Origin of the sequence: Glaciihabitans arcticus, from assembly GCF_004310685.1 — a bacterium.
GTDB lineage: Bacteria > Actinomycetota > Actinomycetes > Actinomycetales > Microbacteriaceae > Conyzicola > Conyzicola arctica.
The window spans coordinates 1,973,333-1,994,201 of the sequence record NZ_SISG01000001.1; the positions used below are offsets into that span (position 1 = coordinate 1,973,333).

25 protein-coding genes are annotated in these 20,869 nt (G+C 67.9%); 15 read left to right on the forward strand and 10 right to left on the reverse strand.

Annotation, left to right across the window (positions count from 1 at the left end; genetic code table 11):
- The first annotated feature begins 51 nt into the window (after positions 1 to 51).
- From EYE40_RS09605 to EYE40_RS09615, 3 genes are read left to right on the forward strand one after another with little or no spacing between them, the layout of a single operon-like run.
- Entirely contained in the window at positions 52 to 918 is an 867-nt protein-coding gene (locus EYE40_RS09605) for a DUF4097 family beta strand repeat-containing protein (RefSeq protein WP_130981732.1), read from the forward strand.
- On the forward strand, positions 915 to 1,844 hold the full coding sequence (locus tag EYE40_RS09610) for an ATP-binding cassette domain-containing protein (protein ID WP_130981733.1): 930 nt from the start codon (positions 915 to 917) through the stop codon (positions 1,842 to 1,844). The genes EYE40_RS09605 and EYE40_RS09610 overlap by 4 nt, the downstream gene beginning before the upstream one ends.
- Positions 1,841 to 2,653 carry an ABC transporter permease gene (locus EYE40_RS09615; RefSeq protein WP_130981734.1) on the forward strand — a complete coding sequence of 271 codons (813 nt, stop codon included), beginning with the start codon at positions 1,841 to 1,843 and terminating at the stop codon, positions 2,651 to 2,653. The genes EYE40_RS09610 and EYE40_RS09615 overlap by 4 nt, the downstream gene beginning before the upstream one ends.
- Here EYE40_RS09615 and EYE40_RS09620 read toward each other — a convergent pair.
- From EYE40_RS09620 to EYE40_RS09635, 4 genes are read right to left on the reverse strand one after another with little or no spacing between them, the layout of a single operon-like run.
- Positions 2,650 to 3,039, reverse strand: a complete 390-nt coding sequence (locus tag EYE40_RS09620; protein WP_161972373.1) for a VOC family protein — start codon at positions 3,037 to 3,039, stop codon at positions 2,650 to 2,652. The genes EYE40_RS09615 and EYE40_RS09620 overlap by 4 nt on opposite strands.
- Positions 3,040 to 3,048: 9 nt before the next feature.
- Positions 3,049 to 3,315: an ArsR/SmtB family transcription factor gene (locus EYE40_RS09625; protein ID WP_130981735.1), complete on the reverse strand. Its 267-nt coding sequence runs from the start codon at positions 3,313 to 3,315 to the stop codon at positions 3,049 to 3,051.
- A 40-nt stretch (positions 3,316 to 3,355) separates the two neighbouring features.
- On the reverse strand, positions 3,356 to 3,952 hold the full coding sequence (locus EYE40_RS09630; protein WP_161972374.1) for a class I SAM-dependent methyltransferase: 597 nt from the start codon (positions 3,950 to 3,952) through the stop codon (positions 3,356 to 3,358).
- 58 nt (positions 3,953 to 4,010) lie between these two features.
- Entirely contained in the window at positions 4,011 to 4,481 is a 471-nt protein-coding gene (locus EYE40_RS09635) for a MarR family winged helix-turn-helix transcriptional regulator (protein WP_130981737.1), read from the reverse strand.
- Between the two features lie 85 nt (positions 4,482 to 4,566).
- Between EYE40_RS09635 and EYE40_RS09640 the strand changes: the two genes are divergently transcribed.
- The gene (locus EYE40_RS09640) at positions 4,567 to 5,466 is read left to right on the forward strand and encodes an alpha/beta fold hydrolase (protein WP_130981738.1); all 900 of its coding nucleotides are present in this window, start codon (positions 4,567 to 4,569) and stop codon (positions 5,464 to 5,466) included.
- Between the two features lie 250 nt (positions 5,467 to 5,716).
- On the opposite strand, the gene EYE40_RS09645 is transcribed toward EYE40_RS09640, so the two are convergent.
- Entirely contained in the window at positions 5,717 to 6,745 is a 1,029-nt protein-coding gene (locus tag EYE40_RS09645; RefSeq protein WP_130981739.1) for an SDR family oxidoreductase, read from the reverse strand.
- Between the two features lie 103 nt (positions 6,746 to 6,848).
- Between EYE40_RS09645 and EYE40_RS09650 the strand changes: the two genes are divergently transcribed.
- From EYE40_RS09650 to EYE40_RS09670, 5 genes are all read left to right on the forward strand, one after another.
- Entirely contained in the window at positions 6,849 to 7,670 is an 822-nt protein-coding gene (locus tag EYE40_RS09650; protein ID WP_130981740.1) for a helix-turn-helix domain-containing protein, read from the forward strand.
- On the forward strand, positions 7,667 to 8,170 hold the full coding sequence (locus EYE40_RS09655) for a macro domain-containing protein (RefSeq protein ID WP_130981741.1): 504 nt from the start codon (positions 7,667 to 7,669) through the stop codon (positions 8,168 to 8,170). Before EYE40_RS09650 ends, EYE40_RS09655 begins: the two co-directional genes overlap by 4 nt.
- A gap of 9 nt (positions 8,171 to 8,179) precedes the next feature.
- Positions 8,180 to 8,824, forward strand: a complete 645-nt coding sequence (gene pcp / locus EYE40_RS09660; protein WP_130981742.1) for a pyroglutamyl-peptidase I — start codon at positions 8,180 to 8,182, stop codon at positions 8,822 to 8,824.
- A 44-nt stretch (positions 8,825 to 8,868) separates the two neighbouring features.
- Positions 8,869 to 9,891 (forward strand): DUF695 domain-containing protein, encoded by a 1,023-nt coding sequence (locus tag EYE40_RS09665; RefSeq protein ID WP_130981743.1) that lies wholly within the window; start codon positions 8,869 to 8,871, stop codon positions 9,889 to 9,891.
- Positions 9,892 to 10,029: 138 nt separating this feature from the next.
- On the forward strand, positions 10,030 to 10,272 hold the full coding sequence (locus EYE40_RS09670; protein ID WP_130981744.1) for a hypothetical protein: 243 nt from the start codon (positions 10,030 to 10,032) through the stop codon (positions 10,270 to 10,272).
- Here the strand turns inward: EYE40_RS09670 and EYE40_RS09675 are convergent.
- On the reverse strand, positions 10,269 to 10,952 hold the full coding sequence (locus tag EYE40_RS09675) for a cation diffusion facilitator family transporter (protein WP_240034780.1): 684 nt from the start codon (positions 10,950 to 10,952) through the stop codon (positions 10,269 to 10,271). The genes EYE40_RS09670 and EYE40_RS09675 overlap by 4 nt on opposite strands.
- Positions 10,919 to 11,254 (reverse strand): Cd(II)/Pb(II)-sensing metalloregulatory transcriptional regulator CmtR, encoded by a 336-nt coding sequence (gene cmtR, locus EYE40_RS09680; RefSeq protein ID WP_130981745.1) that lies wholly within the window; start codon positions 11,252 to 11,254, stop codon positions 10,919 to 10,921. The genes EYE40_RS09675 and cmtR overlap by 34 nt, the downstream gene beginning before the upstream one ends.
- Positions 11,255 to 11,348: 94 nt before the next feature.
- Here cmtR and EYE40_RS09685 point away from each other — a divergent pair, with 94 nt between their 5' ends.
- Together EYE40_RS09685 and EYE40_RS09690 are read left to right on the forward strand one after the other, a co-directional pair.
- Positions 11,349 to 12,011 (forward strand): pentapeptide repeat-containing protein, encoded by a 663-nt coding sequence (locus EYE40_RS09685; RefSeq protein ID WP_130981746.1) that lies wholly within the window; start codon positions 11,349 to 11,351, stop codon positions 12,009 to 12,011.
- Positions 12,012 to 12,063: 52 nt separating this feature from the next.
- Positions 12,064 to 12,678, forward strand: coding sequence for a Pr6Pr family membrane protein (locus EYE40_RS09690; protein ID WP_130981747.1), 615 nt, complete (start codon positions 12,064 to 12,066; stop codon positions 12,676 to 12,678).
- 1 nt (position 12,679) lies between these two features.
- Here the strand turns inward: EYE40_RS09690 and EYE40_RS09695 are convergent, their stop codons facing one another.
- Positions 12,680 to 12,952: a hypothetical protein gene (locus tag EYE40_RS09695; protein ID WP_130981748.1), complete on the reverse strand. Its 273-nt coding sequence runs from the start codon at positions 12,950 to 12,952 to the stop codon at positions 12,680 to 12,682.
- Positions 12,953 to 13,108: 156 nt separating this feature from the next.
- On the opposite strand from EYE40_RS09695, the gene EYE40_RS09700 reads away from it, so the two are divergent.
- From EYE40_RS09700 to EYE40_RS09715, 4 genes are all read left to right on the forward strand, one after another.
- A complete protein-coding gene (locus tag EYE40_RS09700; protein ID WP_193554500.1) occupies positions 13,109 to 13,654 on the forward strand; it encodes a hypothetical protein in 546 nt (181 codons plus the stop codon).
- 56 nt (positions 13,655 to 13,710) lie between these two features.
- Positions 13,711 to 13,923 (forward strand): three-helix bundle dimerization domain-containing protein, encoded by a 213-nt coding sequence (locus tag EYE40_RS09705; RefSeq protein ID WP_130981749.1) that lies wholly within the window; start codon positions 13,711 to 13,713, stop codon positions 13,921 to 13,923.
- A 70-nt stretch (positions 13,924 to 13,993) separates the two neighbouring features.
- Entirely contained in the window at positions 13,994 to 17,938 is a 3,945-nt protein-coding gene (locus EYE40_RS09710) for a Pls/PosA family non-ribosomal peptide synthetase (RefSeq protein ID WP_130981750.1), read from the forward strand.
- Complete coding sequence (locus EYE40_RS09715) at positions 17,935 to 19,239, forward strand: M1 family metallopeptidase (RefSeq protein ID WP_130981751.1); 1,305 nt, start codon at positions 17,935 to 17,937, stop codon at positions 19,237 to 19,239. Before EYE40_RS09710 ends, EYE40_RS09715 begins: the two co-directional genes overlap by 4 nt.
- On the opposite strand, the gene EYE40_RS09720 is transcribed toward EYE40_RS09715, so the two are convergent.
- Both EYE40_RS09720 and EYE40_RS09725 read right to left on the reverse strand, forming a co-directional pair.
- Positions 19,236 to 19,790, reverse strand: coding sequence for a 4'-phosphopantetheinyl transferase family protein (locus tag EYE40_RS09720; protein ID WP_130981752.1), 555 nt, complete (start codon positions 19,788 to 19,790; stop codon positions 19,236 to 19,238). The two genes, EYE40_RS09715 and EYE40_RS09720, sit on opposite strands and share 4 nt — an antisense overlap.
- A 14-nt stretch (positions 19,791 to 19,804) precedes the next feature.
- On the reverse strand, positions 19,805 to 20,842 hold the full coding sequence (locus tag EYE40_RS09725) for an alcohol dehydrogenase catalytic domain-containing protein (RefSeq protein ID WP_130981753.1): 1,038 nt from the start codon (positions 20,840 to 20,842) through the stop codon (positions 19,805 to 19,807).
- Between the last annotated feature and the right edge of the window lie 27 nt (positions 20,843 to 20,869).

The following is a 20,869-nucleotide window of genomic DNA, read 5'->3' on the forward strand; positions in this document are numbered from 1 at the left end:
CAACCCCTCCCCTCCTCCACAACTCACGTTCATAGAAAGGAATGCTTCGCCATGCCCAGATTCGAAACACCAACCCCCATCGACCTCGCCATCAACCTGCCGGTCGGGGCGATCACCGTCACCGCCAGCGACCGCACCGATACCGTCGTCATCGCTACACCGACCAACCCGGACAAGCCGGTCGACGTGCGCGGGGCGAACGAGACGCGTATCGAGTTCGACGGCGAGCGCCTCACCGTGCACGGCCCCAAGCCTCGCCTCAGCTGGATCGGCCCCACCGAGTCGATCGATCTCACCATCGAGTTGCCGTTCGACTCCCGCCTGACCGCGGAGATCGCGGTCGGCTGGGTGCGCTCCCGCGGCCGTCTCGGCGCGACCCGCATCAAGGCGTCAACCGGCGCTGTCGATCTCGAGAGCACCGGCGACCTCTGGGTGCGCGCCGGCCACGGCACGGCCGACATTGGAACGGCCAACGGCAGCGCCGAGGTGACCGCCGACCACGGAGCGATCCGCATCCGCTCGGTCAGCGGCGACGCGGTGCTCAAGGCCTCGCACGGCTCGATCTCGATCGGCGAGTCCGGCGGTGACGTCGAGGCGAAGCTCTCGTACGGCGACCTCGAGATCGGAACCGCCCATGCGGGCGTCGCCGCGAAAACCGCGTTCGGCAGCATCCAGGTGCGCGAGGCCTCGGCCGGCTCCCTGCAGCTCGAGAGCGGATTCGGCGCCATCACCATCGGGGTGCTCGAAGGCGTCCCCACCTGGCTCGACCTCTCCTCCAAGGAAGGCCGGGTGCGCAATGAGCTCTCCGGTGACGCCGCACCCGGCGACTCGGAGGAAGCCGTCTCTGTGCGAGCGCGCACGGAGTTCGGCGACATCACCGTCACGCGCTCAACGACCCTGGAAAGGAAGAACTCATGATCGAGGTACAGAGCCTCCGCAAGTCCTACGGCACGAAGACCGTGCTTGACGGCGTCGACCTCACGGTGCGAGCCGGTACGGTCACCGCCCTGCTCGGCCCGAACGGCGCAGGCAAGACGACCACCGTCAACATCCTCAGCACGCTCGTACGACCAGACGACGGCACCGCGCGCGTCAACGGCTTCGACGTCGTGCGTGAACCGGGCGCCGTTCGCGCCGCGATCGGCCTCACCGGCCAGTTCTCTGCGGTCGACACCCTGCTCACCGGCGAAGAGAACCTGTTGCTCATGGCCCGGCTGCGCCACCTCGGCGCGAAAGGCTCGAAGGCGCGGGTCGCCGAGCTGCTCGAACAATTCGACCTGGTCGAAGCCGCCCGCAAACCTCTCGCCACCTATTCCGGCGGGATGCAGCGGCGCCTCGACCTCGCCATGACCCTGGTATCCACGCCCAGCGTGATCTTCCTCGATGAGCCGACGACGGGCCTCGACCCGCGCAGCCGGCACACCATGTGGGACATCGTGCGCGGCCTCGTCGCCGACGGCACAACCGTGCTCCTCACCACGCAGCAACTCGAGGAGGCCGACCAGCTCGCCGACCGCATCGCCGTGCTCGACGGCGGCCGCATCGTCGCCGAGGGCACACCCGCAGAACTCAAGCGCCTTGTGCCCGGTGGGCACATCCAGCTGCAATTCGCGGATGCCGCGGCCCTCGCCACCGCAGCCGACCTGCTCGACGGCTCGACCCGTGATGACGCGTCACTCACGCTCAGCGTGCCGAGCGACGGCGGGGTGGAGGCGCTGCGTTCCGTACTGGACCGCCTCGCTGCCGCCCGTTTGGATGTCGACGACCTGAGCATCCACACCCCCGACCTGGACGACGTCTTCTTCGCCCTGACCGGATCTGACACGAAGGGAACGAACTCATGACCACCATCGCCCTACCCACCCGCTCGCACGTGATCGCCGACGCCGTCACGATGCTGAACCGCAACCTGCTGCACGTGATCCGGTATCCCGGGCTGTCGCTGTTCACCATTCTCGGACCGGTCGTGGTGCTGCTGCTGACCGTCTTCGTGTTCGGCGGCACCCTCGGCGCCGGGCTGCCCGGCGTCGACCCGGCCGGCGGTCGGGATGCCTACCTCGCCTACGTGATGCCCGGCATCCTGATGATCACCATCGCGGGCACCGCTGCCGGCGCGGCCATCACCGTCGCCATGGACATGACGGAGGGGATCACGGCGCGGTTCCGCACCATGGCAATCTCGCGCGCGTCGGTGCTGGCCGGGCACGTGCTCGGCAACACCATCCAGGCGATCATCGCGGTCGCCCTCGTGCTGGGCGTCGGGCTGCTGATCGGCTTCCGGCCCACGGCGTCACCGATCGACTGGCTGGCAGCGCTCGGCGTGCTCGCTCTGATCTCGTTCGCGGTCAGCTGGATCGGCGTCGCCATGGGCATGCAGGCGAAGACCGTTGAGACGGCGAGCAACCTGCCGCTGATCCTCACGATCCTGCCCCTGCTCGGCAGCGGCTTTGTGCCGACGGCTTCGATGCCGGGTGGCCTGCAGTGGTTCGCCGAGTACCAGCCCTTCACGCCGTTCATCGAGAGCGTGCGCGGGCTGCTGCTCGGCACGGACCTCGGCTCGAGCGTCCTGTTCGCGGTCGGCTGGGCCGTGTTACTGACTATCGCCGGCTACGTCTGGTCGATGGTGCTCTACGAGCGCAGATCGGTCCGCTAGTTCATGCTCGCCAACTGGATCAGGTTGCCACAGGTGTCGTCAAGCACGGCTGTGGTGACCGGGCCCATGTTGGTGGGCGGCTGAGTGAACCGCACGCCCTTGGCGACGAGGTCCTTGTGGGCGACGGTGACGTCATCCACAGCAAAGGACGTGAAGGGCACGCCGTCCTCGACGAACGCCTTCTTCGCAGCTTTCGATGCGGGATGCTCGTCAGGCTCGAGCAGCAGCTCGACGCCGTCCGGCTCACCCGCACCGACGACCGTGAGCCAGCGGTGGGTGCCCAGCGGGATGTCGTTCTTGACGACGAAGCCGAGCTTCTCGGTGTAGAACGCCAGCGCCTTCGACTGGTCGTCGACCCACACGCTGGTGACATTGATTCTGATCATGATCTTCTCCTAGCTGGGCCAGCGCTCGGCGATCGAACGCAGCGGTTCGGTATTCAGATGGTGGATCTTTGTGCGGCCCTGACGTTCGCTCCGCACCAGGTCGGCGTCTTCGAGCACAGCCAGGTGCTGCGAGATCGCCTGCCGGGTCAGGGTGCTGTTGTGACGCATGACCAGGCGCGTGCAGATCTCGAACAGCGACTGGCCGTCTTTCTCGGCGAGTTCATCGAGAATCGTGCGCCGGGTCGAATCGGCGAGCGCCTTGAAGACATCACCCATGGCGTTCACAATAGGCAAGTGTGTGCTTGCCTGTCAAGCGTCAGCGGGTCGCCCGCACAACGATGTCGCGCAACTCGCCCTCACGGCGGGCTCGCGATTCGGCGACGTGGACCCGCAACCCCTCGCCATCGATCGCTGCGAGCACGTCGTCGACGCCGAACATCAGGTGGGCCATGTGGTCGCGGTGCTCATCGTGCCCGGTCACATCGTGCCCGACGATGAGCAGGGTGCCGCCCGGCGCAACAGCCGCGGCGAGCGCCCGGAACAGCACGCTCCGAGCTGGATCCGCGAGGTGCATAAAGTGCGCGGTCACCAGGTCGAAGGTCTGCGGCTCGGGAGTCCACTCCGTGAGATCGTGCTGCTCCCAGGTCACGGCGAGGCCGACTTCCTCTGCCCGGCCTCGTGCCTTGTCGAGTGCGTTCTGGGAGATGTCGACGCCCGTGACCGCCCAACCGAGGCCGGCGAGCCAGAGGGCGTCGCCGCCCTCGCCGCTTCCGATGTCGAGGGCTCGTCCGGGCTTCAGGGAGGTCGCCTCATCAACGAGCACGGCGTTGGGCTTACCGGTCCACGTGAGGCCGGGGGCGCCGTAGCGTTCTTCCCAGTAGGCGCGGTCGAAGGGGTCGTGGGCGTGAGTCATGCGGCCAGCTTGCGGCAGGGGCATCCCGAACCACCAGCGGTGTTGCCGGAATGGCAAGTCACTCGGCGTCGCGCGCGTCCGAACCGGGCTCGTCGAGCCTGATGGCTGCGTCTCCCACGAGCTGGCGCAGGGTTGTCTCGAGATCAGCGAGAGCCTTCACGCCGACCTGGGTTTCCCACTGCGCACGCATCTCATCGAAGATCGCCTCCCCCTCAGCGCGCATCGCCAACCCACGCGCGGTGACCTGAATTCGCACGCGGCGCCTATCGGAATCGTCGGGTTCGCGAGAGACGTACCCCCGCTCCTCGAGTGCCGCAATGGTCTTGGCCGCGGCCTGCTTGCTCACGGCCATGCGGCGCCCGAGTTCTGATGCGCTGTCGGCGCCGGTCATGATCGCGCTTAGCGCGAAATCGTGCACCGTTCGCACATCTTCGTAGCCGCGATTCGCCAACTCGACGGTCGCTCGATCCGCCATCGTACGGAAGCCGGAGAGCATCAGCAGGGCGAGATCGGCGCCGGATCGAGACATGGGTCAAGTGTAGGCCGCTCCTTGACTTAGACAACCGTGTTGTCTATTGTTACTGGACAACCTAGTTGTCCAATAAAGGAGCTTTATGACCATCGTCAGCCCCCTCGGCGCCACCATCTCCGGCGTCATCCACCATCGCGTCGAGATCAACGACACCCAGCTGCACTACGTGACCGCCGGCGATTCCGGTTCACCCATCCTTCTTGTGCACGGCTGGCCCGAAAGCTGGTGGGCGTTCCGCTCGCTCATCCCGATGCTGGCCGCGACGCATCGGGTGATCGCCGTCGACCTTCGCGGATTCGGCGATTCCGGCAGCGGAGACGGCAGCTACGATGAGGCCACCTCGGCCGAGGATCTCGCGCACCTCGTCAGCCACCTCGGGCTGGGTGCCGTACACCTGCTGACGCAGGACATCAGCGGCGGGGTCGGCTTCCGTTTCGCTGCCACACATCGGGATGACGTCCTCAGCCTCACCGCCATCGAATCAACCCTGCCCGGCTTCGGGCTCGAGTCGCTGGCCGACGTCAACCACGGCGGATCCTGGCACGTCGGGTTCCTTGGAGCGCCGGGCATCCCGGAGCTGTTGCTCGCCGGGCACGAACGCGACCTGCTCGCCGGCTGGGCCATCCCGATGATGTCCGCGACCGAAGGTGCGATCAGTGACGCGGACCTCGACGAGTTCGCCCGCGTCTACGCTCGCCCGAATGGATGGCGCGGAACGGCGGGGCTCTACCAGTCCCTGTTCGCAGACAACGGTGCCGTGAAGGCTCTCGCCGAGAAGCAGCCTCTGGATGTCCCGGTGCTCACGATCGACGCCATGAGCTATCCCTTCACCGAGCAGACCTTCCGCGCGGTGAGCGCGGGCGAGGTCACGGCGGTCCGACTGGAGGGAATGGGCCACCTCGTCGCGCAGGAGGCACCCGAAGCTCTCGCGGCGGCACTGCTTGATTTCACCGCGCGGGTGGATGCCGGCCGCACCGTCTGACCTGTGCGGAGGCGTGGCAACGGCGAGTGCGGATTCGGGGGCCAGCGGCATTAGTCGCGCGGGACCGTGATACCCGCCTGGAAGCAGGACTGCGCACGATCGGCTGTCGCATCGGACGGGTACCTAACGCCTCGGCTCGTCGACGGCCGCGCAGGCACTGCGACTCCGCAGGAGATTTCGGCCGACGAGCACCTCAGCAGGCGATTCGGGATGCCGTCCGGCGAAAACTCCTGCGGAGGGGCACCGCGCCTCAGCCCGCCAGACCTTTCGTGATCATGCTCTGTGCGGCGGCCGCGATCGCCTGCTCGGCGGGACGCGGCGTCCAGCCCAGCTCAGTGCGCGCCCTCTCGTTCGACGTCTTCTTCGAGTAGCCGAGGTCGGGCACGGTACCGCGGAACTCCTGGTTGAACAGCGCGCCGATGCGGATCACGAGCGAGGGCATGGCACGCGTCGGTACTTTGGCGGCCGCATCCCCGACGGCGGCACGGATCCCCGCCCCGATCTGCTTCATCGCGAGGGCCGGTCCGTTGGAGATGAGGAAGCGCTGGCCCGCGGCCCCGGGCGCCGTCATGGCGGCAATGTGAGCCGCAGCGACATCCCGAACATCGACGATCGGAATGTACAGGTCGGGGAACGCGGGCAGCCCGCCGTTCAGCATCCGCTGCACGATGTGGTTGGCGCCTGAGACGTCGGCGCCCATGACCGGCCCCATAACCGCGACCGGCAGCATCGTCGTGAGTTCGATGCCGCCCGCCGCCTCAACCAGGTCCCAGGCGGCACGCTCGGCAAGAGTCTTTGCACGACCGTACGCGTCGACGCCGGGGCCGTCGAGCACCGTCCAGTCGGCCTCGGTGAAGATGTGGTCGGAGTGCGCGTGCCCCCAGCTCACCGCGTGGAAGGCCGAGGTGAGCACGAGGCGCTTCACGCCGGCGGCGCGGGCTGCACGCAGAACGCGCAGGGTTCCCTCGCGGGCGGGGCGGATGACGTCATCCTCGTTCTCGACGCGCCCCGGCAGCACGGGACTCGCGACGTGAAGCACATAGTCGACTCCCTCGACGGCAGCAGCCCAACCGTCGTCCGCCAGCAGGTCGGCCTCGACGAAGGACAGGTTGTCGCCCTGCGTCATCCCGGACTCGGCCAGGATGGCGCGCACGCTCGCCTCCTTCGTGCGCGAACGGAGCGTGGCCCGCACCCCGTGGCCCTGTTCGAGCAGTTGCAGAATGACGTGGCCCGCGATGAAGCCGGAGCCGCCGGTGACAAGAACGTTGTGTGTGGTCATGGGTCCACCCTCGCGCCTGGTGAAGAGAGGAGCCAGCGTCCCGTCGACCCTAGGAGTGGCAGGACCATGGGAGTGGTGCCCGCGGCGGTTTAGTGTGAAGGACATGAGTGACGAGTCGAACCCGCTGGGTGCATTCCTGCGCGCCCGCCGCGAACTCGTTTCGCCCGAGCGGGCCGGCATTCCGGTGCTCGGCGTACGACGGGTGGCCGGGCTGCGTCGCGAAGAGGTGGCGATGCTTTCCGGGATAAGTGCCGACTACTACCTGCGCCTCGAGCAGGGCCGCGACCGCAACCCCTCGGCGCAGGTTCTCGAGTCCATCGCCCGGGTGCTGCAGCTCGACGAGCTCACCACCGGCTATCTGCTCGACCTCGCCAGCGACAAGCCGCGGCGAGTGCGACGTCCCCGCACGGAGACCGCACCCGCGAGTACCGTCGCGCTGATCGCCGGTCTCCCCTTCCCCGCCTTCGTCGAGGGCCGTTATCTGGATGTACTCGCCGCCAATCCGCTGGCCACCGCGCTCTCCCCGCGCTTCGGTGTCGGCCACAACCGACTTCGCGACTTCTTCCTCGACCCGGCGGAGCGTGACTTCTTTCCCGACTGGGAGCAGGCCATCCGCTACCTGGTCGCCGGATTCCGCCAGTCGGTCGGCACCAACACCGACGACCCGCGATTCATCGAACTCGTCGGTGAACTATCGATCGCCAGTCCACAGTTCAGCCAGCTCTGGGCGCGGCACGACGTGGCACCCCGCGCGAGCGCCGCGATGCGATTCGAGCACCCGGTCGTCGGAGCACTGCAGCTCAATCGCGAGAAGCTGCTCGTGAGCGGCACCGACAGCATGATGCTCGTCATCTATCACCCCGACGCAGGCAGTTCCTCGGAGGAGAAACTCGCGCTGCTTGCCTCGTTAGGGGTTTCCACGTGACCCAACTCATCGCCCACCAGGGCGACATCACCCGCTACCCGAGCGACGTCATCGTCAACGCCGCCAACTCGAGCCTTCTCGGCGGCGGCGGTGTCGACGGTGCGATCCACCGCGCAGCCGGACCGGAGCTCCTCGCCGAATGCCGCACCCTCGGCGGAGCCAACACGGGCGAGGCGAAGATGACCGACGCCTATGGCATCACGAGCGCGAAGAAGATCGTCCACGCGGTCGGGCCGGTCTACTCGGGTGCCCTGACAGATGCCGACCTCCTCGCAGCCTGCTACCGCAACAGCCTCGACCTGGCTACCGGGTACACGTCCATCGCCTTCCCCGCGATCTCGACCGGCGTGTACGGGTACCCGATCGCGGAGGCCTCGGCTGTCGCGGTGCGCACGATCCGCGCGTGGCTCGAGGCGCATCCCGAATCGCCGCTCGAAGCGGTCACCCTCATCGCATTCAGCGACGCGGATTTCGCGGTGCTGAGCGAAGCCATCGCGTAGCGTTGCCGCATGACCTCGGTTCTGCTCACCGGCTTCGAGCCCTTCGGCGGGGAGACCACCAACCCGTCATGGACGACCGTGCAGAAAGTGCGCGAGCACTGGATGGGCGACGCCGTGATCCACACCCGCGAACTGCCCGTCGCCTTCGATGTGGTCGGCGACGCGCTACGGAACGCGATCCGCGAGACGCGCCCGGACGTGATCATCTGCGTCGGGCAGGCGGGCGGCGCCGAGACCATCCAGGTGGAGCGGGTGGCGATCAACGTGGATGACGCGCGCATCCCCGACAACAGCGGGTTCCAGCCGATCGATGAGCCGATCGTCGCCGGCGGCCCGGCCGCCTACTTCAGCTCGCTGCCCATCAAGGCGGCGGTTGCAGCCGTATCCGCACTCGGCATCCCTGCCGTGGTCTCCCAGACGGCCGGCACCTACACCTGCAATCACCTGTTCTACCTGTTGATGCACGAGCTTGAGGCGGGGCATCCCGAAGCGCGTGGTGGGTTTGTGCACGTGCCCTTTTGCACCGACCAGGCCGTGGGAACCGACCGCCCCTCGATGGAGATCGCCGACATGGTCGCGGCCGTCACGGCGATCGTGCGGGCAACCCTCGCGACCGAGGTCGACCTCACGCTCGTGGGCGGCTCGCTCGACTGAGGAGAATTCTCGCGCGGCCACGTGGCGCGTGCCACACTTCTGCGATGGGCCTCTTCAGCAAGCGCGAGAAACCTGCCACGACGCACCCGATCTCCGACTTCTGGGAGTGGTGGAACGCCAAAGGACAAAGCCGATTCACCAAGGCCATCCCCACGGGCGAGTACGGCGAGCTCATTACCGACATCGCGGCGATGGTCTCGGCGATCGATCCGGGCCTGCAGTGGGAGACCGCCAAAGGTCGAGTTGCCGAACACGCACTGATCGTGACGTCGGGCGGCATCGCCGAACTTCGTCCGCTCGCCGAGCGATGGCTTCGGGGAGCGCCGGCCGCAAATCCGACGTGGGAGTTCGCCGCGGCCAGACGGCGTGACGCGTCGGTGCTCGACGCCGCGATCAACATCGACGGCGCGCAGCTGGACTTCGCCGAGGCGCGCGTCGTCGCGGTGGTCGACGAGGACTCGCAGAAGATCGACGTGACGGTGTTCCACCCGCAGTTCCCGGCAATGCGCAGGCAGGGCGGCGCGCAGGTCACGTTCCTCTTTCTCGACTGGTTGCTGGGTGAGGATGACGTGACCCGCTGGCTCGGCGTCATCGAGCCGACTGACACCGAACCCGAGGGCAGCAGGCCGCTCGGCGAACTGCTCGACATCGTCACCGATCTCGAGTCCCGGCAGACGGAGGGCGAGTGGGTGGTGATGGGTGCCACCGACCGCCGCGGAAAGCCGGTGCTGGTGTCGGTCATCCGGCCCCTGCGATGGATCGACCGACCGCTGCTCGACCTGCACTCGGAGATCCGCCTGCCCTATGCGGCGCAGAGCGACGGACTCCCGACCCCTGAAGGACTCGAGGAGGTGGGCAGCTACGAGGATGAGCTCGTCGCCACCCTCGGTGGCCGCGCGGTTCTCGTCGCCATGGTGTCGACCCGGGGCGCCCGCACCTTCCATCTCTACTCGGATTCCGAAGACCAGAATTCGCGCGACCTGATTGACAGGTTCCGCGCCGGCGACGCTGCGAAGAAGGCGCACGAGCTCGATCCCGGCTGGCGTGCCGTGCGGCAGTTCGCCTAGAGAGCGATACAAACGCATCGAAAACGGCAGGCATATTGTCATGCCGCAATGCACTCCGCAACCCCCCTCCCAAATGCGGCGGATCGGCGGCTTTCCGGTAATTTTGCCGTCGCCCACCTATCACCTTTCGGAGAGAAAATGACTGACCTGCTGGATACGCCCGAGTCCGCAACCACCCCCTCCGCGCACCGCCAGGAGCTCGACTGGATCGTCACCGATGTTGTGGCTCCGGCCGTCTGGATCGGCCGCTACCAAGGCACCTTCGTCGGCATGATCGAGGAGCGCGACCTCGAGGGCTATACCGCCACCACCCGTCTCGGCCGCGGTCTCGGAAACTTCGAGACGCTCGAGGCCGCCCAGGAGGCTTTCTACCGTCGCTAGTGGTGGTGGTCGTGCTCGATCTCTCGCTCGCCGGTGAGCGCCGTGATCGGCACGGCGCACGCGTCACCGCGCCAGGCCTCGATGCCCTCCTTGATCGCCCACCCCGCGATGATGACGGCTGCGACTCCATCGGCCCATGCCCAGCCGAGCAGCGAGTTCAGCAGCAGCCCGATGAGCAGCGCTGCCGAGAGGTAGGCGCAGAGCAGCGTCTGCTTCGAGTCCGCGACCGCAGACGCGGATCCCAACTCGCGACCCGTACGACGCTCGAACCAGCTGAGCACCGGCATGATCACAAGGCTGACCGCCGCAAGCACGATGCCCACCGGGCTGGGCTCGGCCTCGATGCCGCCGAACAACGACAGCGCGGTGTCGACGAGAACGTAGGCAGCGAGCGCGAAGAAGGAGAAAGCGATCACCCTGAGCGCGGTCTTCTCGCGACTCTCCGGATCCCTCGCCGAGAACTGCCAGGCCACGGCCGCCGCCGAAAGCACCTCGACGATCGAATCAAGGCCAAAGGCGATCAGGGCACTGGATGACGCCACCGTACCCGCGACCAGCGCGATGACCGCCTCGATCACGTTGTAGGCGATGGTCGCCGCAACCACCCAGCGGATCCGGTTCTGCAGAACGAGCTTGCGCGCGGGGGTCACGCGCAGCACTCGCAGTCCACGATCGAGCACTCTTCGCCCTCGTCCACCGCAAGCACGACGTCGACCAAGGCGCCCAACGACCGGGCGAGATGCGCGTCGGCGATCTCGTACCGCGTCTGGCGACCCTCGGGCACGGCCGCAACGATCCCGCATCCCCGGAGGCACGCGAGATGGTTGGACACGTTGCTGCGGGTCAGCTCGAGATCGCGGGCGAGTTCGGCGGGGTAACCGGGCTGCTCGAGGAGGCTCAGCAGGATCCGGCTGCGTGTCGGATCGGCCAGGGCACGGCCGAGTCGGTTCATCACGTCGAGTCGCGCATCAATGGTCAGCATGCGCTGACTATACAGTCAGCACTGAACAATGTGTCCAGATCAGACTGTAAAGCAGCAGCTGATAACCGCCCATGCGCGCGCCTACGATTGACGGATGCCTTCCCCCAGCAGCACGCTCCCGCCCCGCATCGCGACCCTGAATCACGGCGTGCTGCCCGAGGGCGACACCGACGTCCTTCGCGCGCACTACAGCTTCGACGCTATGCGCTTCACGGCAGCAGACCTCGAGGGACGCGATCTCACCGGCATAACCCTCGAGAGCTGCGTCTTCGACGGGCTGCAGGCCAACGAGACGATGCTGCGCGCGGCCACCCTCACCGACACGGCGATTGCCCGCCTGAACGCGCCGGTTCTCATCGCGGCCCGCCTGAGCCTGCGCGACGTGACTATCGACGGCTCCCGCATCGGATCCGCCGAGCTCTACGAGTCGAACTTCAGCTCGGTGAGCGTCGCCGGAAGCAAGCTCGGCTTCGTGAACCTGCGCACCTCGATACTCGCCGACGTGCTGTTCACCGCCTGCACCATCGATGAACTGGATGTCTCCGGCTCGAAGATCACCCGCATGGCGTTCGGCGGCACAACGATCGGCACTCTCGATCTCACCAACAGCACCCTGACTCATGTGGACCTGCGCGGAGCCGAGATCTCGCGCATCGTCGGGCTGCCGGGCCTCAAGGGTGCGACGGTCAGCCACGACCAGCTTGCAGAGCTCGCGCCTTTGTTCGCCGACCACTTCGGGCTCGTCGTCGAAGGCTGACCGCTAGGCTTCCGAGCACGGGGCTGCTGGGGTTCCGGTCGGAGGAGCCACCATGAAGAACCTGTTCGCCGCACTGCGCATCCTCGCCGGAGGGGCGATCGTGGTCGCGATCGTCGGCCAGTTTCTGAAGTCGTCGTCGCTCACCACGATCAACCCGTTCAACTTCTTCGGGTTCTTCACGATCCAGAGCAACATCATCGCCGCGATCGCGTTCCTCGCCTCGGCGTATTTCCTCCTGCGGGGCATCACGCAGCCGCAGTGGGTCATCTACCTGCGCGCCCTCGCCGCCGTCGTAATGGTCATCGTGGGCATCGTCTACAACACGCTTCTCGCCGGCCAGGACCTCGCGGGTTCGTTCAACCTGCAATGGTCGAACGACATCCTGCACATCATCATCCCGATCTATGCCGGACTCGACTGGATCCTGTTCGGCGACAAACCGAAGCTGCCTTTCGCGAAGCTGTGGCTCATGCTCATCTACCCGGTCGTGTGGCTCGTCGTTGTGGTCATCCGCGGCGCGACCGACGGCTGGGTGCCGTACCCGTTCCTCGATCCGGCGAACGGCTACGGCACGGTGGCGTTGTACGCGCTCGCGATCGCGGCCATCACGATCCTGTTCGCGTATGGTGCCTACGCGCTGACGCGCGTGAAGATCCTCACGGCGTGAGCTAGGCCGATTGCTCCCACTCGAGGCAGGGCAAACCGGCCAGACGCCGCTTCAGTTCCTCGTTGAGCTGCTCGATGACCTCGTTGGCTTCCCACTGGCTGCCGGCGCGCACGTGCAGACGGATTGCGGAGAGGTCCCAGTCGATGAGGAATGACCCGATCGGCGGGATGAGCACCACGCGCTGCGAGGCGCTGAGTGGTATCGACCGATAGCGGCGCAGGCGACGGTCGAAGGTCGACGCATCGATCCTCAGTGTCCCCGTCATCGCCAGCATGGGGCCCATGGTCGCGGATCGAGGCGAACACGGAGTGAACTGGGGTGGTGAAACGCACCAATTGCGCGCGAATCGTGCGCACGCGTTCACTCGGGCGTCATCCCGCAGTCACCAACGCCGAAGGCGGCCTCGCTAGGATCGCCCTAGCGAACCGGCATGGCTTCGAAAGGGCAGATCATGGCATCCAGCAAGGCGAAGAAGAGCAGCAAGAGCGATTCGACCGCGGACGACAAGCTCGCGAAGAAGACCGCCAAGATCGCCGAGAAGGCCAGGAAGGCGGCGAAGGCCGAGGTCAAGAAGGCGAAGGAAGCCGCCAAGGCCGCCGCCGAGAAGGCGAAGAAGCGCGCGAAGAAGGATGCCGCGGCCGCCAAGGAGAAGGCCAAGAAGGACGCCGAGAAGCAGGCGCGCAAGGACAAGAAGGCGAAGAAGGCTGCAAAGGTGCAGCCGGAACGTGCAGCCACACCCGCCGAAAAGGCCGAGGTCGCGGCTCCCATCAAACCGGTCGCGCCGAAGACCGCCGCCGCCAAGGCTCCTGCACAGGCTGCCCCCAAGGCCGCTCCGGCGAAATCCCCCTCCCTCGCCACGCTCGGCACACCCACCGACAAGTGGACAGTCGTCGCTCTCCGCACCCGCGCTCGCGAAACCGGAGTCACCGGTTACTCCCGCATGACCAAGGCACAGCTGCTGGCGGCACTGCGCTAACTGGGAGTTCGACGAGTTTTTCGACGCAAGACACATGACCGGGACAGGCTCAGACCATGACGACCGAGATGAACGATGAAGATGTCATGCACCAGGTTGTGGATCGCCTGGTCGAGAAGAACGAGGACATCCCGCGCGAACTGATCGACGAGGTGGTGCGCGAGGAGTTCACCGCACTCGCCGGACGACCCGTTCGCGACTACCTCTCCATCCTCACCGAGCGGGCCGCGAAGAAGCGCCTCAAGAAGCTCGCCAAGAACAAAGCCTGATCGGCGTTTACCTCCCGTTTGATTGCGCGCCTCATGATGGGGTCGTGCTTGCCTCGATGATTCTTCTGCCGTGACCGGAATCCTGAGCGCGTTCGACCGAGCGCCCGAGCCCCGCACCCTGCTCGACGTACTGCGCGAGAGCACGGCACGGCATCCCGACGCGTCGGCGCTGGATGACGGTTCGGGTGCCCTGAGCTACCGCGAACTCATGGCACGCGTCATCCGCACCGCCGCTCGCCTGAATGCGGCGGGGGTGCGCCGAGGCGACCGGGTGGGCATCCGGATGCCCTCCGGCTCCCGCGACCTCTACATCTCGATCCTTGGCATCATGGCCGCGGGCGCCGCCTACGTGCCGGTCGACGCGGACGACCCCGAGGAGCGCGCGGACCTCGTTTTCGGCGAGGCGGCCGTGCGGGGCGTCATCACGGGCGACGGCGCCTTCCGCCTCTCCACCCAGGACCTCAGCGTGGTGTTCAGCGACGTCGACGACTCCGGCCTGTTCGCGGGCGCTCCCCCGCACCCGAGCACAGCCTCCAACTCGATCGTGCAGCCGCCGCGCCCCGAGGATGACGCCTGGGTCATCTTCACCTCCGGATCCACCGGTACCCCCAAGGGTGTCGCCGTGAGCCACCGTTCGGCGGCCGCCTTCGTCGACGCCGAGGCCCGCCTCTTCCTCGCCACCGAGCCCCTCGGCCCGACCGACCGCGTGCTCGCCGGCCTCTCGGTCGCCTTCGACGCCTCCTGCGAGGAGATGTGGCTGGCCTGGCGCAACGGGGCGTGCCTCGTTCCCGCACCGCGTTCCCTCGTGCGCAGCGGCATGGACCTCGGCCCCTGGCTCACCGCCCGCGGCATCACGGTCGTCTCGACCGTGCCGACCCTCGCATCACTCTGGCCGGCCGAGTCGCTCGAGAACGTGCGCCTGCTCATCTTCGGCGGCGAGGCCTGCCCGCCCGAGCTCGCCGAGCGCCTGGCCGTCGACGGCCGCGAGGTCTGGAACACCTACGGCCCGACCGAAGCTACCGTCGTCGCCTGTGCCGCCCTGATGGATGGCTCCGCTCCCGTGCGCATCGGCCTTCCCCTCGACGGCTGGGATCTCGCCGTCGTCGACGCCGAGGGCAACCCTGTCACCGAGGGCGAGGTAGGCGAGCTGATCATCGGCGGCGTCGGTCTCGCACGCTACCTCGACCCCGCGAAAGACGCCGAGAAGTACGCACCCCACGAGCAGCTCGGCTGGGCGCGCGCCTACCGTAGCGGCGACCTCGTGCGTTTCGACTCCGAGGGACTCGTCTTCCAGGGCCGCGCCGACGACCAGGTCAAGGTCGGTGGGCGTCGCATCGAGCTCGGCGAGATCGAGGCCGCACTGCAGGACCTCCCCGGCGTCTCCGGCGCCGCGGCGGCAGTGCGCACCACCGAGGCCGGCAACCAGGTGCTCGTCGGCTATCTCGCCGTGACGGACGCCTTCAACCGGGCGGCCGCGATCGTCGAGCTGCGCGAGCAGCTGCCCGCGGCGCTCGTTCCCCTGCTCGCCGTGATCGACGAACTCCCCGTGCGCACCTCGGGCAAGGTGGACCGCGCCGCCCTGCCGTGGCCGCTCGAGGGCGTCGAGGCCGCGGCATCCGGTCTCGAACCCGCAGCGGAGCGCCTCGCCCAACAGTGGCAGGCGGTGCTCGGTATCCCGGTCACCGACCTTTCGGCCAACTTCTTCGACCTCGGCGGCAGCTCGCTCGCGGCCGCGCAGCTCGTCGCCCGCATCCGCGAACTCGATCCCGAGTTCACCGTCGCCGAGATCTACACCCACCCCCGCCTCGGCGCCATGGTGGATGCCCTTGCCGCCCGCATCCGCCCCGAGGACGCCGAGCCGCGCGAGTTCCATCACGTCACGCCGACCCCGCGACGCATGCAGTGGCTACAGACGATTCTCGGTGTGCCGCTCTACGTGCTGAGCGGTGTGCGCTGGCTCGTCTACCTGCTCGTCGCGGGCGCGGTCCTTGTGCCGCTCGGCGGGTTCGACGTGCTGCCGACCGTGTTCCTCTGGGTGCTCATCCCGAGCTTCGTGCTGTTCGCGACGCCGCTCGGACGCATGGCCATCGCGGTCGCCTGCGCGCGGGTGCTGCTCGTCGGACTGCGCGCGGGCGACTACCCGCGCGGTGGCAGCGTGCACCTGCGCCTGTGGCTGGCCGAGCAGGCGGCCCAACTGGTCGGGGCGGTCAGCCTGGCCGGTGCGCCATGGATTACGTACTACGCCCGCGCGCTCGGCGCGAAGATCGACCACGAGGTGGACCTGCACACCCTGCCGCCGATCACCGGCATGCTCACGGTCGGCTACGGCGCCTCCATCGAACCCGAGGTCGACCTCTCGGGCTACTGGATCGACGGCGACATCCTCCGCATCGGCGCGATCCGCATCGGCGCGCACTCCTCGATCGGGGCGCGCAGCACCCTGCTGCCCGGCACCCGGGTCGGCAAGCATGCCGAGATCGCGCCCGGCTCCGCGGTGTTCGGGCGCGTGCCCGCCGGCCAGCTCTGGGCCGGCTCCCCCGCCCAGCGCCAGGGCCGCAGCACAGGCTGGTGGCCCGAGCAGCGCCCACCGCGCGGTCGCCGCTGGCTCGCCGCGTTCGCCGCGTCGTCGGTCGGACTCTCGCTGCTGCCCGTCGTCGCGCTGCTGAGCGGCGGCATCGTTGTAGTCGCGGCAATCCGCGATTCGGTCACGGCCTCCGACGTGCTCTGGCGCGCCCTCGGCGCGCTGGTTCCCGGCACGGTGCTCGCAGGCGTGGTGCTTGCCGGACTCGTGGTGGTCGCCGTGCGTCTGCTCAGCATCGGCCTGCGCGAGGGAACGTATCCCGTGCGCAGCCGCATCGGCTGGCAGGTCTGGAGCACCGAGCGTGTGCTCGACCTCTCGCGAACCGTGCTGTTCCCGCTCTACGCGAGCCTGTTCACCCCGGTCTGGCTGCGGATGCTCGGTGCGAAGGTCGGCCGTGACGTCGAGGCCTCGACCGTGCTGCTCATCCCCTCCCTCACCACCATCCGCGATGGCGCGTTTCTCGCCGACGACACCATGATCGGCGGCTACGAACTCGGCGGCGGCTGGCTGCGGCTGGGAAGATCCGACATCGGCAAGCGCGCCTTCCTCGGCAACTCGGGCATGGCCGCGGGCGGTCACGCCGTGCCGAAGGACGGCCTCGTGGCCGTGCTCTCGGCGGCACCCGCGAAGTCGAAGGCCGGGTCGTCGTGGCTCGGCTCCCCCGCCGTACGCCTGCGCCGCACGGTCGCCGTCGCGGATGAGGGGCGCACCTTCCGCCCGCACGCAGGGCTCCGCGCGGCCCGGATTTTCTGGGAGCTGGGGCGCGTCATCCCGGTCATCGTCACCTGCGCGATCGGACTCGGCGTGCTGTTCACGCTCGGGGTGCTGACCGTCACCTTCGGGGCGATCGTCGCGGCCCTGCTCAGCGGACTGGTCATGCTCGGCGCTGGAGCCGTCGCCGCAGCCATCAGCACAGCCGCCAAGTGGATCATCGTCGGACGCATCCGCGTGGCCGAGCACCCGCTCTGGTCTTCGTTCGTCTGGCGCAGCGAGGTGGCCGACACCTTCGTCGAGATGGTCGCGGCCCCATGGTTCGCGCAGGCCGCCCTGGGCACCCCCGCGCTGAACGTGTGGCTGCGCAGCCTCGGCGCATCCATCGGCCGCGGAGTGTGGTGCGACACCTACTGGCTGCCCGAAGCCGACCTCGCGCGACTTGGCGACGGATCCACAGTCAATCGCGGCTGCGTTGTACAAACACACCTGTTCCATGATCGAATCATGAGCATGGACACCGTGACGCTCGATGCAGGCGCAACACTCGGGCCGCACAGCGTCATCCTGCCCGCAGCACGCATCGGCGAGCACGGCACGGTCGGTCCGGCCTCGCTGGTCATGCGCGGGGAACTGGTGCCGGTCGGCAGCCGCTGGAGCGGCAACCCGATCGGTCCGTGGCGTGAGGTGACGTTCGCGGACTACCACGCGAAGAACTCTTGACGTCGTCGAAGCCCGCCGGCGACCGCTACGTTCCCGGCCCGCCCAACATCGGCTACGGCGTCGACTCGTACGCGCTCGATCTGCGCTACAAGGTCGCCACCAACCGCCTCGACGGCACAGCGATCGTGACCGCAACGTCCACCACGCAGCTGTCGAAGCTCACCCTCGACCTCTCCCGGCTGCAGGTGAGCAAGGTGAAGCTGCAGGGGTCCCGCAGCGTGCGATTCACGCAGACCGCCAACAAGCTGACCATCACGCCAGCGGCACCGATCGCCGCCGACACGACGTTTGTGCTCACGATCGACTACGCCGGTGCCCCGATTCCTCGTCCCAGCCCGTGGGGTCCGGTCGGTTGGGAAGAACTCGAGGATGGCGTTCTGGTCGCGGCTCAGCCCACGGGCGCGCCCTCCTGGTTCCCGTGCAACGATGACGTCGCGGACAAGGCGAGCTATGACATCCGGGTCGCAACGGAGCAGGCCTACACCGTCGTCTGCAACGGCCTGCTCGAAGACCACCGCGTCGCCGCCGGCCGCGGCCACTGGCGCTACGTGCAGGTCGAGCCGACCGCCACCTATCTCGCGACCCTGCAGCTCGGACGCTATGAGCGCACCCCCACCCAGTTCGGCTCGGTGCCCGGTGTGCTCGCCTACCCGCCCGCGATACAGGCGCGCGTGCTCGCCGACTTCTCCCCCGTCGGCGCGATGATGACCACCTTCGAGGAGCTGTTCGGGCCGTATCCGTTCGGCAGCTACACGATCGTGGTGACGGCGGATGACCTCGAGATTCCGCTCGAATCCCAGGGACTCGCGACCTTTGGGGCGAACCACGCGGACGGCAACGGTGGGGCCGAACGCCTCGTCGCGCACGAACTCGCGCACCAGTGGTTCGGCAACAGCGTCGGGCTCACCGAATGGCGGGACATCTGGCTCAATGAGGGCTTCGCCTGCTACTCGGAGTGGCTCTGGTCGGAGCGCAAGGGCGGGCCGAGTGCCGATACCCTCGCGCGGCAGTTCCGTCGGGTGCTGGCCGCGCGGCCGGTGGATCTCGTGCTCGGCGATCCCGGCCCCAAGGACATGTTCGACGACCGTGTCTACAAGCGCGGCGCCCTCACCCTGCACGCGCTGCGCCTGTCGCTCGGCGACGAGTCGTTCTTCGACCTGCTGCGAACCTGGACGGCGCAGCACCACCTCGCGACGGCCACGACCGTCGACTTCCGCACCCTGGCGGCCACGTTTAGCGCGACCCCGCTCGATGCGCTGTTCGACGCCTGGCTGGTCGGCACGGCGCTGCCGCGGCTCTAGAACTCTGCGGCGAGGCTGGCTCGGAGGCCTGGGGCCAGCTCGCGCTCCTCGAGGGCGTAACGGGTCGCCTCGCCGCGCACCCATCCTGTGTCGCCCTCGATGACCACCTGCGACGGGTCGACGCGCAGACCGCGTCCGTCGGCCTTGAGGATCGCCTCAACGCGCGTCCAGCGCTGCGTCGTCGCCTCGCCGGTGAGCGAACGGATAGCCTCAAGCGCCTCGGGCTGGTCCAGGCGTTCGACATCCACACCTACCCTTCCCTCCAGACTCGCCGCTGCCACCACCGCGTCAACGCCGTGCGAGAGGCTGAGCCACACCGTCGAATCCGGCACTGTGGGCTGACCGTGTGGACCGCCGCAATCGGGACACTTGGCCACGATCTCGACGTCTGCATCACCAGTCAGCTCAGTGACCAGGCGGCGCAACAGCAGTCGCCCGGCAAGGAAGTCGTCCTGCTTATGGCGAGGAGTGGCGTCGAGCCGTCCCTGCTCGTGTGCGCTGAGCGCGGCCAATGCCTCGGCCCGATCTGCGGGCTGGAGGGTGCGCGCCATCCAGCTGACGATCGCTATGGCTTCACCAGCACCTTGAGGGCGCGCCGTTCGTCCATCGCGCGGTAGCCATCGGGGACCTCGTCGAGCCCGATCGTGCTGTCGAAGACGCGACCGGGATCGACGGTGCCGTCGAGCACGTCGGGCAGCAGCTCCTCGATGTAGGCGCGCACCGGCGCCGGGCCCCCCGCGAGGCGGATGTTGCGGCCGAACAGGCTCGCCATGCCGATGGGTGCGTCGGTGTACTGCGGCATGCCGACACGGGAGATGACGCCGCCCGGCCGCACAACGCCAAGCGCCTGGTCGTAGGCCTCGCGGTAGCCGACCGCCTCGAGCACGGCGTGGCTGCCGAGCCCGCCGGTGAGTTCGCGCACGAGGGCGATGCCCTCTTCGCCGCGCTCGGCGACGACGTGGGTCGCCCCGAAATCGATCCCGAGGTCGGTGCGCACCGTGTGGCGTCCCATGAGGATGACCTGCTCCGCCCCCAGGCGACGCGCGGAGAGCACAGCCATCAGGCCGACCGCACCATCGCCGATGACTGTCACGATCGAGCCGGGACCAACTTCGGCCTTGAGCGCCGCGTGATACCCGGTGCCGTATACATCGGAGAGGGTGAGGAGCGAGGGCAGCAGCGGGGAGTCCTCGGGCACATCCACCTTGACGAGGGTGCCGTCGGCCTGCGGAACCCGCACCGCCTCGGCCTGTCCTCCCCCGACGCCGTTCGCATTCCAGAATCCGCCGTGCAGGCACGAGGTCTGCAGTCCCTCCTGGCAGAACACGCAGGTCCCGTCTGACCACGCGAAGGGCGCGATCACGACGTCGCCCCTGGCGAGAGTCGTGACATCCGCGCCGACATCCTCGATGACTCCGACGAACTCGTGACCGATCGTGCGGCCCTTCTCGGTGGGCTTCATCGAGTGGTACGGGTGCAGGTCGCTGCCGCAGATGCAGGCGGCCAACACACGCACCACGGCGTCGGTCGGCTGCTGGATGACGGAGTCAGGGACATTCTCGATGCGCACGTCTCCGGCGCCGTAGATCAGGGTTGCTCGCATGGTTCTATCCTGCCTCGTGCCGCGCGG

Excerpts from the sequence above, each read along its gene's own strand:
- EYE40_RS09605 (WP_130981732.1), top strand. The coding sequence starts at position 52 with ATGCCCAGATTCGAAACACCAACCCCCATCGACCTCGCCATCAACCTG.
- EYE40_RS09610 (WP_130981733.1), top strand. The coding sequence starts at position 915 with ATGATCGAGGTACAGAGCCTCCGCAAGTCCTACGGCACGAAGACCGTG.
- EYE40_RS09615 (WP_130981734.1), top strand. The coding sequence starts at position 1,841 with ATGACCACCATCGCCCTACCCACCCGCTCGCACGTGATCGCCGACGCC.
- EYE40_RS09620 (WP_161972373.1), bottom strand. The coding sequence starts at position 3,039 with ATGATCAGAATCAATGTCACCAGCGTGTGGGTCGACGACCAGTCGAAG.
- EYE40_RS09625 (WP_130981735.1), bottom strand. The coding sequence starts at position 3,315 with ATGGGTGATGTCTTCAAGGCGCTCGCCGATTCGACCCGGCGCACGATT.
- EYE40_RS09630 (WP_161972374.1), bottom strand. The coding sequence starts at position 3,952 with ATGACTCACGCCCACGACCCCTTCGACCGCGCCTACTGGGAAGAACGC.
- EYE40_RS09635 (WP_130981737.1), bottom strand. The coding sequence starts at position 4,481 with ATGTCTCGATCCGGCGCCGATCTCGCCCTGCTGATGCTCTCCGGCTTC.
- EYE40_RS09640 (WP_130981738.1), top strand. The coding sequence starts at position 4,567 with ATGACCATCGTCAGCCCCCTCGGCGCCACCATCTCCGGCGTCATCCAC.
- EYE40_RS09645 (WP_130981739.1), bottom strand. The coding sequence starts at position 6,745 with ATGACCACACACAACGTTCTTGTCACCGGCGGCTCCGGCTTCATCGCG.
- EYE40_RS09650 (WP_130981740.1), top strand. The coding sequence starts at position 6,849 with ATGAGTGACGAGTCGAACCCGCTGGGTGCATTCCTGCGCGCCCGCCGC.
- pcp (WP_130981742.1), top strand. The coding sequence starts at position 8,180 with ATGACCTCGGTTCTGCTCACCGGCTTCGAGCCCTTCGGCGGGGAGACC.
- EYE40_RS09665 (WP_130981743.1), top strand. The coding sequence starts at position 8,869 with ATGGGCCTCTTCAGCAAGCGCGAGAAACCTGCCACGACGCACCCGATC.
- EYE40_RS09670 (WP_130981744.1), top strand. The coding sequence starts at position 10,030 with ATGACTGACCTGCTGGATACGCCCGAGTCCGCAACCACCCCCTCCGCG.
- cmtR (WP_130981745.1), bottom strand. The coding sequence starts at position 11,254 with ATGCTGACCATTGATGCGCGACTCGACGTGATGAACCGACTCGGCCGT.
- EYE40_RS09685 (WP_130981746.1), top strand. The coding sequence starts at position 11,349 with ATGCCTTCCCCCAGCAGCACGCTCCCGCCCCGCATCGCGACCCTGAAT.
- EYE40_RS09690 (WP_130981747.1), top strand. The coding sequence starts at position 12,064 with ATGAAGAACCTGTTCGCCGCACTGCGCATCCTCGCCGGAGGGGCGATC.
- EYE40_RS09695 (WP_130981748.1), bottom strand. The coding sequence starts at position 12,952 with ATGCTGGCGATGACGGGGACACTGAGGATCGATGCGTCGACCTTCGAC.
- EYE40_RS09700 (WP_193554500.1), top strand. The coding sequence starts at position 13,109 with ATGGCTTCGAAAGGGCAGATCATGGCATCCAGCAAGGCGAAGAAGAGC.
- EYE40_RS09705 (WP_130981749.1), top strand. The coding sequence starts at position 13,711 with ATGACGACCGAGATGAACGATGAAGATGTCATGCACCAGGTTGTGGAT.
- EYE40_RS09720 (WP_130981752.1), bottom strand. The coding sequence starts at position 19,790 with ATGGCGCGCACCCTCCAGCCCGCAGATCGGGCCGAGGCATTGGCCGCG.
- EYE40_RS09725 (WP_130981753.1), bottom strand. The coding sequence starts at position 20,842 with ATGCGAGCAACCCTGATCTACGGCGCCGGAGACGTGCGCATCGAGAAT.